The 14,448-nt window shown below is 75.5% G+C and carries 15 protein-coding genes; 10 read left to right on the top strand and 5 right to left on the bottom strand.

Features of this window, described 5'->3' with window-relative positions; all coding sequences use genetic code 11:
* Window positions 1-3 precede the first annotated feature (3 nt).
* Together ACLFMI_RS02350 and ACLFMI_RS02345 are read right to left on the bottom strand one after the other, a co-directional pair.
* Window positions 4-678 (bottom strand): response regulator transcription factor, encoded by a 675-nt coding sequence (locus tag ACLFMI_RS02350; RefSeq protein WP_410946026.1) that lies wholly within the window; start codon window positions 676-678, stop codon window positions 4-6.
* A complete protein-coding gene (locus ACLFMI_RS02345) occupies window positions 675-2,042 on the bottom strand; it encodes a sensor histidine kinase (protein ID WP_410946025.1) in 1,368 nt (455 codons plus the stop codon). The genes ACLFMI_RS02350 and ACLFMI_RS02345 overlap by 4 nt, the downstream gene beginning before the upstream one ends.
* A gap of 325 nt (window positions 2,043-2,367) precedes the next feature.
* Between ACLFMI_RS02345 and ACLFMI_RS02340 the strand changes: the two genes are divergently transcribed.
* From ACLFMI_RS02340 to ACLFMI_RS02330, 3 genes are read left to right on the top strand one after another with little or no spacing between them, the layout of a single operon-like run.
* Window positions 2,368-2,925 (top strand): hypothetical protein, encoded by a 558-nt coding sequence (locus tag ACLFMI_RS02340; RefSeq protein WP_410946024.1) that lies wholly within the window; start codon window positions 2,368-2,370, stop codon window positions 2,923-2,925.
* 25 nt (window positions 2,926-2,950) lie between these two features.
* Window positions 2,951-4,489: an AlkA N-terminal domain-containing protein gene (locus ACLFMI_RS02335; protein WP_410946023.1), complete on the top strand. Its 1,539-nt coding sequence runs from the start codon at window positions 2,951-2,953 to the stop codon at window positions 4,487-4,489.
* Window positions 4,486-5,064, top strand: coding sequence for a methylated-DNA--[protein]-cysteine S-methyltransferase (locus ACLFMI_RS02330; RefSeq protein WP_410946022.1), 579 nt, complete (start codon window positions 4,486-4,488; stop codon window positions 5,062-5,064). Before ACLFMI_RS02335 ends, ACLFMI_RS02330 begins: the two co-directional genes overlap by 4 nt.
* 30 nt (window positions 5,065-5,094) lie before the next feature.
* Here the strand turns inward: ACLFMI_RS02330 and ACLFMI_RS02325 are convergent, their stop codons facing one another.
* Both ACLFMI_RS02325 and ACLFMI_RS02320 read right to left on the bottom strand, forming a co-directional pair.
* The gene (locus ACLFMI_RS02325; protein WP_410946021.1) at window positions 5,095-5,598 is read right to left on the bottom strand and encodes a DUF4232 domain-containing protein; all 504 of its coding nucleotides are present in this window, start codon (window positions 5,596-5,598) and stop codon (window positions 5,095-5,097) included.
* A 125-nt stretch (window positions 5,599-5,723) separates the two neighbouring features.
* Window positions 5,724-6,236 (bottom strand): hypothetical protein, encoded by a 513-nt coding sequence (locus ACLFMI_RS02320; protein WP_410946020.1) that lies wholly within the window; start codon window positions 6,234-6,236, stop codon window positions 5,724-5,726.
* 241 nt (window positions 6,237-6,477) lie between these two features.
* Between ACLFMI_RS02320 and ACLFMI_RS02315 the strand changes: the two genes are divergently transcribed.
* The 3 genes from ACLFMI_RS02315 (at window position 6,478) to ACLFMI_RS02305 (ending at window position 9,924) form a co-directional block, all read left to right on the top strand.
* Complete coding sequence (locus tag ACLFMI_RS02315) at window positions 6,478-8,100, top strand: DNA recombination protein RmuC (protein ID WP_410946019.1); 1,623 nt, start codon at window positions 6,478-6,480, stop codon at window positions 8,098-8,100.
* 4 nt (window positions 8,101-8,104) lie between these two features.
* Complete coding sequence (locus ACLFMI_RS02310) at window positions 8,105-9,193, top strand: DUF6542 domain-containing protein (RefSeq protein WP_410946018.1); 1,089 nt, start codon at window positions 8,105-8,107, stop codon at window positions 9,191-9,193.
* Between the two features lie 188 nt (window positions 9,194-9,381).
* Window positions 9,382-9,924, top strand: coding sequence for a L,D-transpeptidase (locus ACLFMI_RS02305; RefSeq protein ID WP_410946017.1), 543 nt, complete (start codon window positions 9,382-9,384; stop codon window positions 9,922-9,924).
* 62 nt (window positions 9,925-9,986) lie between these two features.
* Here ACLFMI_RS02305 and ACLFMI_RS02300 read toward each other — a convergent pair whose 3' ends face one another.
* Window positions 9,987-10,952 carry a 4-hydroxy-3-methylbut-2-enyl diphosphate reductase gene (locus tag ACLFMI_RS02300; protein ID WP_410946016.1) on the bottom strand — a complete coding sequence of 322 codons (966 nt, stop codon included), beginning with the start codon at window positions 10,950-10,952 and terminating at the stop codon, window positions 9,987-9,989.
* A 118-nt stretch (window positions 10,953-11,070) separates the two neighbouring features.
* Between ACLFMI_RS02300 and ACLFMI_RS02295 the strand changes: the two genes are divergently transcribed.
* The 4 genes from ACLFMI_RS02295 (at window position 11,071) to ACLFMI_RS02280 (ending at window position 14,437) form a co-directional block, all read left to right on the top strand.
* On the top strand, window positions 11,071-11,676 hold the full coding sequence (locus ACLFMI_RS02295) for a lipid droplet-associated protein (protein ID WP_410946015.1): 606 nt from the start codon (window positions 11,071-11,073) through the stop codon (window positions 11,674-11,676).
* Window positions 11,673-13,103 (top strand): exodeoxyribonuclease VII large subunit, encoded by a 1,431-nt coding sequence (gene xseA, locus ACLFMI_RS02290; protein WP_410946014.1) that lies wholly within the window; start codon window positions 11,673-11,675, stop codon window positions 13,101-13,103. Before ACLFMI_RS02295 ends, xseA begins: the two co-directional genes overlap by 4 nt.
* Entirely contained in the window at window positions 13,100-13,330 is a 231-nt protein-coding gene (locus tag ACLFMI_RS02285; RefSeq protein ID WP_410946013.1) for an exodeoxyribonuclease VII small subunit, read from the top strand. The genes xseA and ACLFMI_RS02285 overlap by 4 nt, the downstream gene beginning before the upstream one ends.
* A 141-nt stretch (window positions 13,331-13,471) precedes the next feature.
* Window positions 13,472-14,437, top strand: a complete 966-nt coding sequence (locus ACLFMI_RS02280) for a type IV toxin-antitoxin system AbiEi family antitoxin domain-containing protein (protein WP_410946012.1) — start codon at window positions 13,472-13,474, stop codon at window positions 14,435-14,437.
* Window positions 14,438-14,448: the final 11 nt, after the last annotated feature.

Below are 14,448 nucleotides of genomic sequence, written 5' to 3'. Positions count from 1 at the left end.
CGGTCAGCCGGGTTCGAGCCGGTAGCCCGCACCGCGCACGGTCGCGATCCACTCCGGGCCGAGCTTGCGCCGCAGGTACCGCACGTAGACGTCGACGACGTTCGACCCGCCTGCCGCCTCGGCCCCCCACACCAGGCGCAGCAGCTGGTCGCGGGAGAGCACCTGCCCCGGATGCCGCAGGAACGTCTCGGCCAGCGCCGCCTCGCGGGCCGAGAGCTCCACGCCCCGCCCGTGCACGCGGACGTAGCGGGTCCGCGGGTCCAGCTCCAGCCCGTGGAGCGACAGCACGTCGCGGTCCGGCGCCGGGCGTGCCCGTTCCAGCCGCAACCGGACCCGGGCCAGGAGCTCCTCGAACCGGAACGGCTTGGCCATGTAGTCGTCGGCGCCGCCCTCCAGCCCGGCGACGGTGTCCCGCACGCTGTCCCGCGCCGTCAGGATGATCACCGGGATGGTGCTGCCGGCCTGCCGCAACCGGCGCAGCACCGCGAAACCGTCCAGCCCGGGCAGCCCGATGTCGAGCACCATCAGGTCGAACCCGCCGGTCACGGCGTGGTCGTAGACCCCGGCCCCGTCCGCGACGACGGTGGCCTCGAACCCGGCCGCGGCCAGGCCCTTCTTCACGAACGACGCGATCCGCGGCTCGTCCTCGGCGACCAGGATCCGGCTCGGGGTGCTCATGCGGTCCTCCGCGGCAGGTCCAGGGTGAATGTCGCGCCGTGGCCGACCGCGCTCTCCAGCAGCACCCGGCCGCCGTGCGTGGTCGCGATCGCCTCGACGATCGACAGGCCGAGCCCGGCGCCGTCCGAGCGCGGCGCGTTGTCGCCGCGGGCGAAGCGGCGGAACACCCGGTTCTGGTCGGCCGGGTCCACCCCGGGCCCGCTGTCGGCCACCCGGATCCGCACCCGGTCGTCGTCCGCCTCCGAGCCGAGCGCGATGCGACCCCCCGGCCCGGTGAAGCGGGTCGCGTTGTCGGCCAGCGCCACCACCGCCTGGGTGATCCGCTGCGGGTCCAGCAGGACCCGGACCGGCGCCACCGACTCCAGCTGCCAGTCCCGGTCGGCCAGCGCGGTGAGCTTGCCGAACAGCTCCCGGGTCAGCGCGGCCACGTCGACCTCCTCCGGGCGCAGCAGCGACGGCTGCTCGGCCCGTGTCAGCGACAGCATCTCCGAGACCAGCCGGTTCATCCGCTGCAGCTCGTCGTCGACCAGCGCGACGGCCTCCCGGACGTCGTCGGGGTCGGTGGCGTCGAGCACCCCCAGGTGGCCGCGGACGATCGTGATCGGGGTGCGCAGCTCGTGCCCGGCGTCGTCCACGAACCGGTGCTGGGCCTGCACCCCGCTCTGCACCCGGTCCAGCATCGCGTTCAGCGTCCCGGCGAGCTCCGCGATCTCGTCGCGCGGCCGGGCGTGCTGCGGCACCCGCCGGGACAGGTCGTTCCCGGTGATCGTCCGGGCGGTCGCGGCGACGTCGCGCAGCGGGCGCAGGATCCGGCCCGCGACCAGCCACGCCCCGACCGCACTCAGCAACGCCACCCCGAGCCCCACCATGCCCATCAGCCGAGCGGCCCGGTCGGCGAACTCGTGCTCCGGCTCGACGAAGTGGCCGATCGCGACGACGCCGCGGTGCGGGTCGCCCGCCAGCCCGACCGGCAGCGCCGACCAGCGGACCGCACCGGCCGGGGTCGGGTGCGAGCCGCGGGCCGGCGCGCGCACCGAGGCGACCGCCGCGGTGAACCCCGGGTCCGCGCGCAACAGCACCGCCGGGTTCGCGCGGCGGGACTCCCAGCGGAACTCGCCGTCGAGGTAGCCGAGGAACTTCTCGTTCGGCCGGGCCACGTTCGCCGCGATCACCGTGCGCAGGATCTCGTCCACCGACGCGTACGGGTCCCCGGTCGTCGGGTTCACCCCGGTCCGGGTCACCCGGGCGAGCTCGGCGGATTCGGCGTTCAGCGCCTCTTCGACGCGGCGGTCCGTCTCGTTGGTCAACAGCAACCAGGTCACCAGGATCACCACCCCGATCGACCCAAGCACCAGCAGCAACACCCACCCGACGATCCGGGTGCGGGCCGCGGTGACCCTGCCCGCCGTGCGGTGCCGGCATGCCGGCTCGGCGCCGTCCGTCGCGATGATCGCCTCCAGTCCTCCGGTCGACGTCCATGATCCCGCACGCCACGCCGGTCCCGGTGGGTGACTCCCACCCCGAGACGCTCACCGACGGTCGCTGCAACTGCTCCGAGTGGAGTACGCCATACTCGGACGAGCGCCCGGTCGCGACGCTTCGTCCGGAGCCTCGTGCCGGGGCATCACCCGCCGGACGCAGCATCCGTCCGGTCCGGTGAGCACCGCGGTGCCGAGTCGAGGGGGAGCCATGCGCCTGCCGGGCATCCACGCCATGCTGACGACCGGGGTGGCCGTGCTGGCCACGGCCGGCACCGTGTCCGCGGTGTCGCTGTCGTCCGTGCAGCGTGCCGACACGCCGCTGCCGCCGGCCCCGCCGGCGAGCGTCGCCCCGCCGGCTCCGGACGAGCCACCGGCCCCACCGCCGGCACCCGAGCCGGCCCCCGCGCCGGCCGAGGAACCGACCACCGGCTCCGGCGGCACCTCCGGATCGAACGGTTCCGGCGGCACAGGCTCGTCGGGACCCGGGTCGGGGGCCTCGGACTCCGGGTCGTCCGGGACCGGGTCGTCCGGGACCGGGTCGGGCTCGTCGGGTGGCGGCCGCGCCGAGACCCCGCGTCCGGCCGACCCGCCGGCACCCGCCCCGGCACCTGCCCCGGACCCGACCCCCGACCGCGACGACGAGGACGCCGAGGACGACCGCTACGGCCCCCCGATCGGCGCCCCGGACAACGACCGGGAGCGCGAGGAGCAGGTCGACTACGCCTGCGAGCAGGGATGGATCAGCGGAGCGTCCTGCCGCAACTGACCACCCGCCCGCGCCCCGGACACCGGTGACCGATTTCCGCGAGATCCTCCCGGGGCGGGGTGGCATCGTCGGTGCCGTGCTGCTCGACCACGACACCTGCTACCGGGCCGTCGCCGCCAAGGACGCCCGCTTCGACGGGCAGTTCGTGACGGCCGTGCGGACCACCGGCATCTACTGCCGGCCCTCCTGCCCGGTCCCGCCGCCGCGCTCGCGCAACGTCGAGTTCCTGCGCACCGCGGCGGCCGCCCAGACCGCCGGCTACCGGGCCTGCCGGCGGTGCCTGCCCGACGCCGTGCCGGGCTCGCCCGAGTGGAACCTGCGGGCCGACGCGGCCGGGCGGGCGATGCGGCTGATCGCCGACGGCGTCGTCGAGCGGGAGGGGGTGCCCGGCCTCGCGTCGCGGCTGGGTTACTCGTCGCGCCAGCTGGGCCGGATCCTGTCCGCCGAGCTCGGCGCGGGCCCGCTCGCGCTGGCCAGGGCGCAGCGCGCGCACACCGCGCGTGTCCTGGTGGAGACGACGCCGCTCGGGCTCGCCGACGTCGCGTTCGCCGCCGGGTTCGGCAGCGTCCGCCAGTTCAACGAGACCGTCCACGCCGTGTACGGGGTGCCCCCGTCGCAGCTGCGGGCCGAGGCCGCGCGGCGCCCGGGTGCCGCGCACGCCGCGCCGGGGGCGATCACGCTCCGGCTGCCGTACCGGGCCCCGTTCGACCCGCACGGCTTGCTCGATCACCTGGCCGCCCGCGCGATCGACCGGGTGGAACGCGTCGACGGCGGGACCTACCGGCGGACGCTGCTGCTGCCGCACGGGCCCGCCTCGGTCGTGCTCGACCTGACCGCGCGTCCGGGCGCCGTGCTGGCGACGCTGCGCACGACCGATCCACGCGACGTCGGGCCTGCCGTGTCCCGGCTGCGCCGGTTGCTCGACCTCGACGCCGATCCGCAGGCCGTCGACACCGCGCTCGCCGCCGACCCGGTGCTGGCCCCGCTTGTCGCGGCGACACCCGGCATCCGGCTGGCCGGCACCGCCGACCCGGCCGAGACCGCGGTCCGCACCGTCCTCGGCCAGCAGGTCTCGGTCGCCGCGGCGCGGACGGCGACGTCCCGGCTGGCCGCGGAACACGGCGCGGCGCTGCCCACGGCGCTGCGCGACGACGACGGCCCCGACCTGCTGTTCCCGGAGCCCGGGACGCTCGCCGGGGCCGAGCTCGCCGGACCCGCACGCCGGGCGGAGTCGCTGCGCGGGCTGTGCGCGGCCCTGACAGCCGGGGACCTGGTCCTCGACGCCGGCCGGGACCCCGCCGGTCTGCGGGCCGAACTGCTCGCGCTGCCCGGGATCGGGCCGTGGAGCGCCGGGTACCTGGCGATGCGGGTGCTCGGCGACCCCGACGAGCTGCTGGAGTCCGATCTCGCGGTGCGCCGCGGGGCCGCGGCACTCGGCCTGCCCGGCGACGGGGACGCGCTCGCCGGGCGCGGCCGCGCCTGGGCCCCCTGGCGGTCCTACGCCGCCACCCATCTCTGGCGGGCCGCCGCGTCCGCCGCACCCGTCATCGGGAGGACCGTATGAGTACCGAGAGAAGCGCACGCGGAACGAGCATCGACACCGAGAGAAGCGCACGCGGAACGAGCGTCGGTACTGCCGTCTGGGCCACCAGGGACACCCCCGCGGGGCCCTTCACCGCCGTCGTCGACGCCGACGGCTACGTCCTCGCCTCCGGCTGGACGTCCTCGGTCGACGACCTGCTGCCGCTGGTCCACGGCTCGCTGGCCCCCACCGAGGTCGTCGAGGGCGACCTCGGCCCGGTCGCGGTGGCCATCGACCGCTACCACGACGGCGACCTGTCGGTGATCGACGACGTCGCCGTCCGGCAGCGGTCCGGCCCGTACCGCGAGCACGCCTGGGACGTGCTGCGGACGGTGCCGGCCGGTGCCCCCGTCACCTACACCGGCTATGCGGACAAGACCGGCCGGCCGGCGGCGGTCCGCGCCGCAGCGGGGGCGTGCGCGCACAACGCCGCGGCGCTGTTCGTGCCCTGCCACCGGGTCCTGCGCACCGACGGCTCGCTCGGCGGGTTCCGCTGGGGGCTGCCGGTCAAGCGGTGGCTGCTCGAGCACGAGTCGGCCGACCTGCGGCTGGGCTGACCCGCTCGTGGACGTCCGGAGAAGGCGGGATCAGCTCGCGGAGTGGATCGAGCTGACCTGGATGTCGCCGCCGAGGTCGAACGCGCCGGTCGCGACGAAGCGCCCGGGGATCGAGGTGTAGTCCTCCGACGCCGTGAACTCGAGCGTGTCGGCCGGCACCGGGTCCCCGGTGTTCGCGACCTGGACGTCGAACTGCGCGGGCAGCCCGGGCCCGAAGACCACCGGAGACGCCTGATGGTCGTTGTGGCCCGGGTAGGGCACGTCCCGCGGCACCCCGTCGAGCGAGGCCCCGACGGTGGTCGGCCAGCCGTTCAGCCGGCAGGGCGTGGTGCCGGGGTCGGCGGTCATGACGACCGTGTAGTGCCGGTGCCCGGCACTCGAGTCACCCTGCTGGATGGTCGAGTGCACGTTCTCCGGCGAGCAGGCCGTCGGTGCCGGCGTCCCGGCGGGCGCCGCGTTGGCGATACCGGCCGGAGCGAGTGCGACGCCAGCCGCGACCGCGAGCGCGGCAGCGGTCCGGGTGATGGTGCGCATGGTGTTTCCCCCTCGATTCACAGGTGGTTCACCGGGTCTCGCGGACGGGGTGGTGTCCCCCCGCCCCGGCCGCGGACGGTTCTCCGGTGCGTCGTCCGGGCGGCGCCGTGCTGCGGCGCCGCGGATCAGAACGGCTTGGCCGGGCCGACCGTCATGCCGGCGTCGACGCCGATCGGGCCGTAGGCGGTGAAGTCGCCGGGCAGCTCACCGGCCGGCGTGCCGGGGTTGAAGGTGACCTGGTTCGCCTGCGCCGGGCCGTCCGAGGCCGGGACGTGCAGGTCGTAGGTAACCGGCATGCCGTCGCCGAACTGGACGGCGTTGCCGTCCTCGGGGGTCGGCGCGACGTCCACCGCGCGCGGCGAGCCGTTCAGGCTGAAGACCATGTTGGCCGGCGGCCCGGACAGGTAGCAGGGCGAGGTGCCCGGCTCCGCCATCACGGTCAGCGTGTAGTTCGCGACCTCCGAGGTGGAGGGCAGTGCCTCGATCGTGCCGCGCTGCTGGCCCGGACTGCAGGCGCTGGGCCCGGGGTCCGTGGCGGGCGCGGCGGCGGCGACCCCGGCGGGGACCGTCGCGGCGGCCGCTGCGACGGTGACGGCGGCGGTGACGCGACCGATGGTGCGAGCGAGTCGGGTCTGCATGTGCGTACCTCTCTCGTGGTTATCGGTGACGCTCCGGCAGCAGGGCTGCCGAGGCGCTGACACGAAGGAAGACGGGATGCACCGCGAAAGCGTTGACGGAGTATGGGGTTCACCTCCGTAACGCAACCTCAGAGCCGTTCGGACGTCGTCGGTTACGCCGTTCGCCGAACGATCCCGGAGAACACGCCCACCACCTGCGGATTCTCCGTAACTGTCGGTGCCCGGGTGCACGCTGCGTGCCGTGGATGCCATCAGCCTTCTCGTCGGGTCGCTGCTCGGTGCGGCCCTCGCCGCCGCCGTCACCTGGGCCCTCGCCGGCGCCCGGTTCCGGGCCGAGGCGGCGGAGGCGGCCCGGACCGCGGCGAACACCGCGGCCACCACCCGGGCGGACGCCGCCGGCCTGCGCGCCGAGCGGACCGGACTGCTGGAGCGGATCGAGGAGCTCCACGAGTCGCTGGACGACGCGACGGCGCGGGCCCGGCGGGCGGAGTCGGACGCGGCCGGCGCCACCGCGGCCCTACGGGCCGAGCGGGAGGCGCGCACCGAGACCGAGGCGGGGCTGAAGGACTCGTTCGCCGCGCTGTCGCAGGACGCGCTGGCCCGCAACAACGAGGCCTTCGTGAAGCTGGCCGAGAGCCGGATCTCCGAGGCCACCGCGGCGCTGTCCGCGAAGGTCCAGGGTGACGAGTCGGCGCGGGCGAAGGCCGTCGAGCAGATGCTCGACCCGGTCACCGCGGCGCTCGGCCGGGTCGAGGGGCAGCTGCGCTCGGTGGAGAAGGAGCGGGAGTCCGCCTACGCCGGGCTGCGCGAGCAGGTCAAGGCGATGGCGGACAGCTCGGATCGGCTGGGCACCGAGACGAAGGCCCTGGTCAACGCGCTGCGCGCGCCACAGGTCCGCGGCCGGTGGGGCGAGATGCAGCTGCAGCGCGTCGCCGAGATGGCCGGGATGGTCGAGCACTGCGACTTCTCCACCCAGGTGTCCGCCGAGGGCGAGGACGGCGGGATCCGCCCGGACATGATCGTGCGCCTGGCCGGCGGCAAGCAGGTCGTGGTCGACGCCAAGGTGCCCTTCGCGGCGTACCTCGAGGCCGTCGAGGCCGCGGACCCGGACGTGCACGCGCAGAAGCTGTCGTCGCACGCCCGGCAGCTGCGCAGCCACGTGGACCAGCTCGCCTCCAAGAGCTACTGGACCGCGTTCGAGCCGACGCCCGAGTTCGTCGTGTTGTTCGTACCGGGCGACCCGTTCCTGGAGGCCGCGCTGCGCTCCGACCCGGCGCTTCTGGAGCACGCGTTCGGGCGCAACGTCGTGCTCGCCACCCCGACCACCCTGGTCGCGCTCCTGCGCACCGTCGCCTACGGGTGGAAACAGGAGGCCCTGGCCCGCAACGCCGCCCAGGTGCACCGGCTCGGCCGGGAGCTGCACGGCCGGCTGGCGACGATGGGCACCCACGTCGCCAAGCTCGGCCGCAGCCTGGACGCCGTGGTGGACAGCTACAACCGGACCGTCTCGTCGCTGGAGGCGCGGGTGCTGGTCAGCGCGCGCAAGTTCACCGAGCTCCAGGTCAGCGAGACCGAGCTGGAGGCGCCGTCGACCGTGGACCGCACACCGCGCGGGGTCTCCGCACCGGAGCTGGTCGCCTCGGCCGGGGAGTCCCTGGTGTCGCTGGAGGACCTCGGCCGGCGGGGCACGGTGCGGACGCCGTGGCCGGACGCCCGGTCCGACGCAGCCCGGCCGGAGGGCCGGTCCGACGGCACCCGTTCCGAGACCGCCGGGTGGGAGTCCGACGGGTCGGCCGGGAGCCCCGGGGCCCGCGACACCCCCGGCGAGGGCCCGGCTGCGGCGGGACGCGGGGAGTTAGGCTGACCGGGTGACCTCGACCCGCACGAGCGCGGCCCGCCGGCCCGGGGGGTCGCGGGACCGGCCCCCCGCCCGACGCGGCGGCTGGCCGGTGCGCGACCGATCGATCCTGCGACCGGTCCTGGGCATCCCCCCGGTGGCCGCGACCGGCATCGCGGTGGGCGTCACCGCGATCGGGGTGCTCGTCGACCTGCTGCGGATCGGCACCGTCGGCACCGTCTTCCAGATCGGTTACCTGGCCGGCTGCGTGCTCGCCGTCGGCTGGGTGCGCCGCCGCGGGATCTTCCTGCCGGCGGTGCAGCCGCCGCTGCTGCTCGCCGTCGTCGTTCCGCTGATGGCGGTGCTGCTCGGCGCGCCGAGCGGTGGCGGCGCGGCACAGAGCGTCCTGCTGGCCGGTGCACCGCTGATCAACGCGTTCCCGGCGATGGCGGTGACCACGCTGGTGGTCCTGCTCGTCGCCGGCGGCCGGCTGCTGCGCCAGCGCCTCGGCCCGGACGACGCCGTCGGCCGGCTTCGTAGCCGGCTGGGCCGCGAGCCGGGCGGGCACGATCCGGACGGCATCGGCCGCAGGCCCTCGGACCCGGACGGCGCGCGGCGCACCGGGAACGGCCGGGAAGGGCCCGGTTCCGGGTCCGGACCGGGTGGCCCGCCGCGCGCCGGGACCGGCCGAGCGGGCTCCGGGACCGGGACGGCGGGAACGGAGGGCCGCCGGAAACCGGGCACGGGTCGATCCGGGTCGGGCGCGGGTCGGTCCGGACCGGGCGCGGCGCGTTCGACCGGGTCCGGCTCGGGTGCGACGCGCTCGGCCGGGTCCGGCTCGGATGCGTCCGGGGCGGCCCCCCGGCGAGGCGACACCGGCCGAGGCGACACCGGCCGGGGCGACACCGGGCGGGGCGGTCGGCGCGACACCGCTGCGGGCGGCACCGGACGGGGCGCCGCCGGGCGGGGACCCGCCGAGCGGGGTCCGGGCGAACGGGGTCCGGCCGAGCCGGGCGCGGACGGACGCGGATCCGCCCGGACCGGGAGTGCCCGCCGGGACGGGAAGCGGTCACCCACGCGGGGCGACACACCGCGCCGGACACGCCGCGCCGGCGACTGACCGGACCGGGTTCGCGGTACCGTCGCGCGGCATCGTCGCAGGTGAGCGAATCGGACCAACCCGGTCCACGGGTTCGCCGGACGTAGACGGACAATCGACGCAACCTCGGTGCCCACCCGGGCGTCACACACACGGGGGCAGGCGTGACCCCGACGCTCCCCGACGCACGCCGGACGACCTGGAGAACGATGTCCACCACCCGGAACACCCGCTTCCCCCGGCCCGCCGTCCTCGTCGCCCTCGTGGCGGCCGCGGTGGCGCTGATCGGTACCGGCACCGCGCTGGCCGCCACTCCGGCCGCGCAGAAGTTCCAGGACCAGCCGCTGGTGCCCGGGACCCCGTGCACCGTGACCGCCCGCGCCTGCGTCGACCTGGACTCGAAGCAGTCCTGGCTGCTCGACGGCGGCAAGGTCGTCAACGGGCCGGTGCCGGTCGCCACCGGCGACGCGGAGCGGCCGACCCCGATCGGGCACTCGCTGCGGGTGTACCGCAAGGAGCAGCTGCACCACAGCGGCGAGTACACGGCCACCAACGGTGAACCGGCCCCGATGCCCTGGGCGGTGTTCTTCCAGGACGGTGGGATCGCCTTCCACGAGGGCCGTACCGACACCCCGTCGGCCGGGTGCGTCCGGCTCGCCAAGGACCACGCCGTCGCCTGGTTCAACCACCTGCAGATCGGGGACCAGGTCCAGGTCGTCTCCGCCGCCGCGGTGCACGCCGAGCGCGGCTGACCCCGTCCCGCACGCGAGAACGCCCCCGGCCGATCCGGCCGGGGGCGTTCTGCTGCGGGCAGCTACCGGGCGGCGGCCGGGCGCGGCGGCCGCAGCTCGCGGGGCAGCGAGAACGTCAGGGTCTCCTCCGCGGTGTCGACCTCGGAGACCGATCCGAAACCGCGCTCGGCCAGGTGCTCGACGACGCCGCGCACCAGCACCTCGGGCACCGATGCGCCGCTGGTGACACCGACGGTCGTCACGCCGTCCAGCCAGGCGTCGTCGATCTCCTTGGCGTAGTCGATCAGGTAGGACGCGCCGGCGCCGGCGCCGAGCGCCACCTCGACCAGCCGCACCGAGTTCGACGAGTTGCGGGAACCGACGACGAGCACCAGGTCACAGCGCGGCGCCATCGACTTCACCGCCACCTGCCGGTTCTGGGTGGCGTAGCAGATGTCGTCCGACGGCGGGTTCTGCAGTTTCGGGAACCTCTCCCGCAGCGCGCGCACCGTCTGCATCGTCTCGTCGACGCTGAGCGTGGTCTGGGACAGCCAGACGACCTTCTCCGGGTCGCGGACGGTGACCTTGTCGACGTCGTCGGCGGACTCGACGAGCTGGATGTGCTCCGGCGCCTCGCCGGAGGTGCCCTCCACCTCCTCGTGGCCGGCGTGCCCGACCAGCAGGATGTCGTAGTCCTCGCGCGCGAACCGCTTCGCCTCCTGGTGCACCTTGGTCACCAGCGGGCAGGTCGCGTCGATCGTCCTGAGCTGCCGCCCGTTCGCCTCGTCCCGGACCGCCGGGGAGACGCCGTGCGCGGAGAACACCACGTGCGCGCCCTCCGGGACCTCGGAGGCCTCCTCGACGAAGATCGCGCCACGGTCGCTGAGCGTCTCCACGACGTGCTTGTTGTGCACGATCTCCTTGCGGACGTACACCGGGGCGCCGTACTGGTCGAGCGACTGCTCCACCGCCTCGACGGCACGGTCGACCCCCGCGCAGTAGCCCCGGGGCTTGGCGAGCAGGACCTGCTTGGCATCCGAACCGGACATGCCCCCAGCCTACGGACGACGCCCGGACCGGGCAGGAGAGACTGCCCACCGGCGCCGTGACGGATCCGACCGTGCACGCCACGCCCCGGTTCGGCGCGGACACGGCAGACTGGGGACAATGAGCGACATGTCACCGCTGCCGTTCCCCGTGCGGATCGCCGCCGGCCTCGTCGTGACGGCCGTGGAGCAGGCCCGCGACCTGCCCCGGCACGCCGTCGAGCTGCCGGTGACCGCGGTCAGCCAGGCCCTGCAGGTGTCGATGCGCGTCCAGCAGACGGTCACCGAGCTGGCGATCAAGGGCGACCGCGCGCTGGGCACCCTGCGCCCCGCCGACGACGTCCCGAGCTGGGCCACGTTCGACGACGACCTCACCGACCTGCAGGCGGCCGACCTGACGGTCCCCGCGCCGGAGCAGGTGGCCACGGCACCCGACGCCGCGCGCAACGGCAGCGTCTCCACGCTGCGCCCGGCCCGCTCCGGGATCCCGATCGAACGCCCGGAACGCCCGGCCCGTGCGTCGAACCGGGAGGACGCGAACGCGACCTTCCCGACCGCCGTCCCGGAGTACCCGTCGCTGACCGTGCCGCAGTTGCGCGGCAAGCTCCGCACCCTCGACGTGGACGAGCTGTCCGACCTGCTGGCCTGGGAGACCGCTCACGAGAACCGGCCGCCGTTCGTCACGATGCTGACGAACCGGATCGCGACGCTCTCCCGGGAGAAGTGACCGGCCCCCCGCCGACGTCCGAGGAGAGCCCCTGGCCGGTCCGGACCGTCGCCCGCAAGATCGCGGAGTGGGTCGACCGGCTGGGCGCGGTCTGGGTCGAGGGCCAGCTCGCCCAGGTCAACGCCCGCGCCGGCACCGCCTTCCTGACCCTGCGGGACCCGGCCGCGAATGTCTCGCTGCAGCTCACCGCGCCGTCCACGCTGGTCCGCGAGTCCGGTGACGCCGTCAGCGAGGGCAACCGGGTGATCGTGCACGGCAAGCCGTCGGTCTACCTCGGGCGCGGGACGCTGAGCCTGCGGGTGGACCGGATCCGCGCGGTCGGGCTCGGCGAGCTGCTGGCCAGGATCGAGCGGCTCCGCCGGTTGCTGGCCGCCGAGGGGCTGTTCGACGTCGCCCTCAAGCGCCGCCCGCCGCTGCTCCCGCACACCATCGGGCTGGTCACCGGCCGTGACTCGGCGGCCGAGCACGACGTCGTCGGCAACGCCACGGTGCGCTGGCCCGCGGTGCGGTTCCGGATCGAGAACGTCGCGGTGCAGGGCAACCTCGCCGTCGAGCAGGTCGTCGACGCGGTGCGGACGCTGGACCGCGACCCGGACGTCGGGGTGATCGTGCTCGCACGCGGCGGCGGCAGCGTCGAGGACCTGCTGCCCTTCTCCGACGAGACGCTGTGCCGCGCCGTTGCGGCGTGCCGCACCCCGGTGGTCTCGGCGATCGGGCACGAACCGGACACCCCGCTCGTCGACCACGTCGCGGACGTCCGCTGCTCGACGCCCACCGAGGCCGGTCGCAGCCTGGTCCCCGACCTCGCCGAGGAGACCGCCCGGATCGCCGGGCTGCGCGACCGGGCCCGGCGTGCGCTGCACGGCTGGGTGGACCGCGAGCAGCGCAGGCTCGCCGACCTGCGCGCACGCCCGGTGCTCGGCGATCCGCTGCGGATGTTCGACGCCCGCGAACGCGAGGTCGCCGACGCCCGATCCGCCGCACACCGCGCCGTGCTGCGCCGGATCGACCGTTCCGGCTCGGAGCTGGAACACCTGACGGCCCGGCTGACCGCACTGGGCCCGACCGCCACGCTCGCCCGCGGGTACGCGATCGTGCAGCTCACCGAGGCCGCCGCGGACGGCGGCGTGCCGCCGTTGCTGCGCTCGGCCGCCGACGCCCCCGCCGGGACCGCCCTGCGGATCCGGGTCGCCGACGGCGCCGTGCACGCAACCGCCTCCGGCTCCGGCTCCGACTCCGACTCCGGCCCCGGCCCCGGCCCCGGCTCCGGCTCCACTGGCGCGACCGACACCCGCGACGGCGACAGCGGCGGCGCCCACGCCACCGCGACCGGTCGCGGCGACGGTGACACCGACGACCGCCCCGCCCGGCGCCCGACCGGGCGGCGTTCGACCGGGCGGCGTCCGACGAAGGAGGAGACCGGGTGAGCGAATGGCCGTCGGTGGACACCCTCGACTACGAGAAGGCCCGCGACGAGCTCGTCGAGGTGGTGCGGGCGCTCGAGGTCGGTGGCCTCGGCCTCGACGAGTCGGTCGCGCTCTGGGAGCGCGGCGAGGCCCTGGCCCGCCGCTGCGAGGACCAGCTCGCCGGTGCCCGCACCCGCATCGAAGCGAAACTGGCCGAGGCGGACCCCGACCCGGACGCCGAGGACTGATCCCCGGATCCACACGGGATCGCTGCGTTCGCACGGGATCGGATCCCGTGCGAACAACGGAAACCCGTGCGGATCCGGCCGAGCCGTCCACAGATCCGCAACTCGTCGGCCGGGCGGGGCTGCGCCGGGTCAGGGTGGGGCATGACCTTGGACGCCGTCGTCGGACCCGGGCCGTTCCGCCGAGCCGACCTGCACGCCGCGGGCCTCGCCGACTCGGCGATCCGCGGGGCGCTCCGCAGCGGGGAGCTCCAGCAGGTGTGCCGCGGGATGTACGTCACGGGACGGCCGCCCACCGGGCCCGCCCGCTCGTTCGCGGAGTACGTCGAGCAGCAGGCGGCACGGCACGTTCTCGCCGTGCACGGCGTCCTGGCCCGCCTCGGCGTCCCTGCCGTGGTCAGCCACGCGTCCGCGGCCGTGCTGCACGGTCTGGCGATCTGGGACCTGCCGATCGACCAGGTGCACCTGACCCGCGCCCGGCCGACCGGTGCCCGCCGCGGACGGGATCTCCGGCTGCACGCCGCGCCCCTGCCGGACGAGGAGGTCACCGTGGTGCGCGGTGTCCCGGTGACCGCACCGGCCCGCACCGTCGTGGACATCGCGCGGTCGACGTCGTTCGCCCGGGCGGTCGTCGTCGCCGACTCGGCGCAGCGCACGTTGGCCGCGACACCGGCCGGGCTCCGGTCCGCGCTGCGCGGCGCCGCGGGGCGCGCCGGGGTCGGGAACGCCGTACCGGTCGTCGAGTTCGCCGACGGCCGGTCCGCGAGTCCGGGCGAGTCCCGCAGCCGGGTGCTGTTGCACCGCTCCGGGATCCCTGCCCCCGAGCTGCAGCACGAGGTGACCGGGCGGGACGGCAACCACCTCGCCACCGTCGACTTCTGGTGGGGCGGCCGCCACCCGGTGGTCGGCGAGTTCGACGGCGAGATCAAGTACGGCCGGTTGCTGCGCCCCGGGCAGGAGCCGGGTGACGTGGTCGTCCAGGAGAAGATCCGCGAGGACCTGCTGCGGGATCTCGGCCTGCAGGTCGTCCGGTGGACCTGGCAGGACCTGGCCGAGCCGGCCTGGCTCCTGGAACGCCTGCGCCACCGCCTCGCCCGGCGCCACGGTTAGGGCGACCGCAG

The organism is Pseudonocardia nantongensis, assembly GCF_046546495.1.
Lineage (GTDB): Bacteria > Actinomycetota > Actinomycetes > Mycobacteriales > Pseudonocardiaceae > Pseudonocardia > Pseudonocardia nantongensis.
The sequence above is the reverse complement of the archived record's forward strand: the minus strand, read 5'-3'. Positions and strand labels throughout refer to the sequence as shown.

Excerpts from the sequence above, each read along its gene's own strand:
- ACLFMI_RS02350 (WP_410946026.1), bottom strand. The coding sequence starts at position 678 with ATGAGCACCCCGAGCCGGATCCTGGTCGCCGAGGACGAGCCGCGGATC.
- ACLFMI_RS02340 (WP_410946024.1), top strand. The coding sequence starts at position 2,368 with ATGCGCCTGCCGGGCATCCACGCCATGCTGACGACCGGGGTGGCCGTG.
- ACLFMI_RS02330 (WP_410946022.1), top strand. The coding sequence starts at position 4,486 with ATGAGTACCGAGAGAAGCGCACGCGGAACGAGCATCGACACCGAGAGA.
- ACLFMI_RS02325 (WP_410946021.1), bottom strand. The coding sequence starts at position 5,598 with ATGCGCACCATCACCCGGACCGCTGCCGCGCTCGCGGTCGCGGCTGGC.
- ACLFMI_RS02320 (WP_410946020.1), bottom strand. The coding sequence starts at position 6,236 with ATGCAGACCCGACTCGCTCGCACCATCGGTCGCGTCACCGCCGCCGTC.
- ACLFMI_RS02305 (WP_410946017.1), top strand. The coding sequence starts at position 9,382 with ATGTCCACCACCCGGAACACCCGCTTCCCCCGGCCCGCCGTCCTCGTC.
- ACLFMI_RS02300 (WP_410946016.1), bottom strand. The coding sequence starts at position 10,952 with ATGTCCGGTTCGGATGCCAAGCAGGTCCTGCTCGCCAAGCCCCGGGGC.
- ACLFMI_RS02295 (WP_410946015.1), top strand. The coding sequence starts at position 11,071 with ATGAGCGACATGTCACCGCTGCCGTTCCCCGTGCGGATCGCCGCCGGC.
- ACLFMI_RS02280 (WP_410946012.1), top strand. The coding sequence starts at position 13,472 with ATGACCTTGGACGCCGTCGTCGGACCCGGGCCGTTCCGCCGAGCCGAC.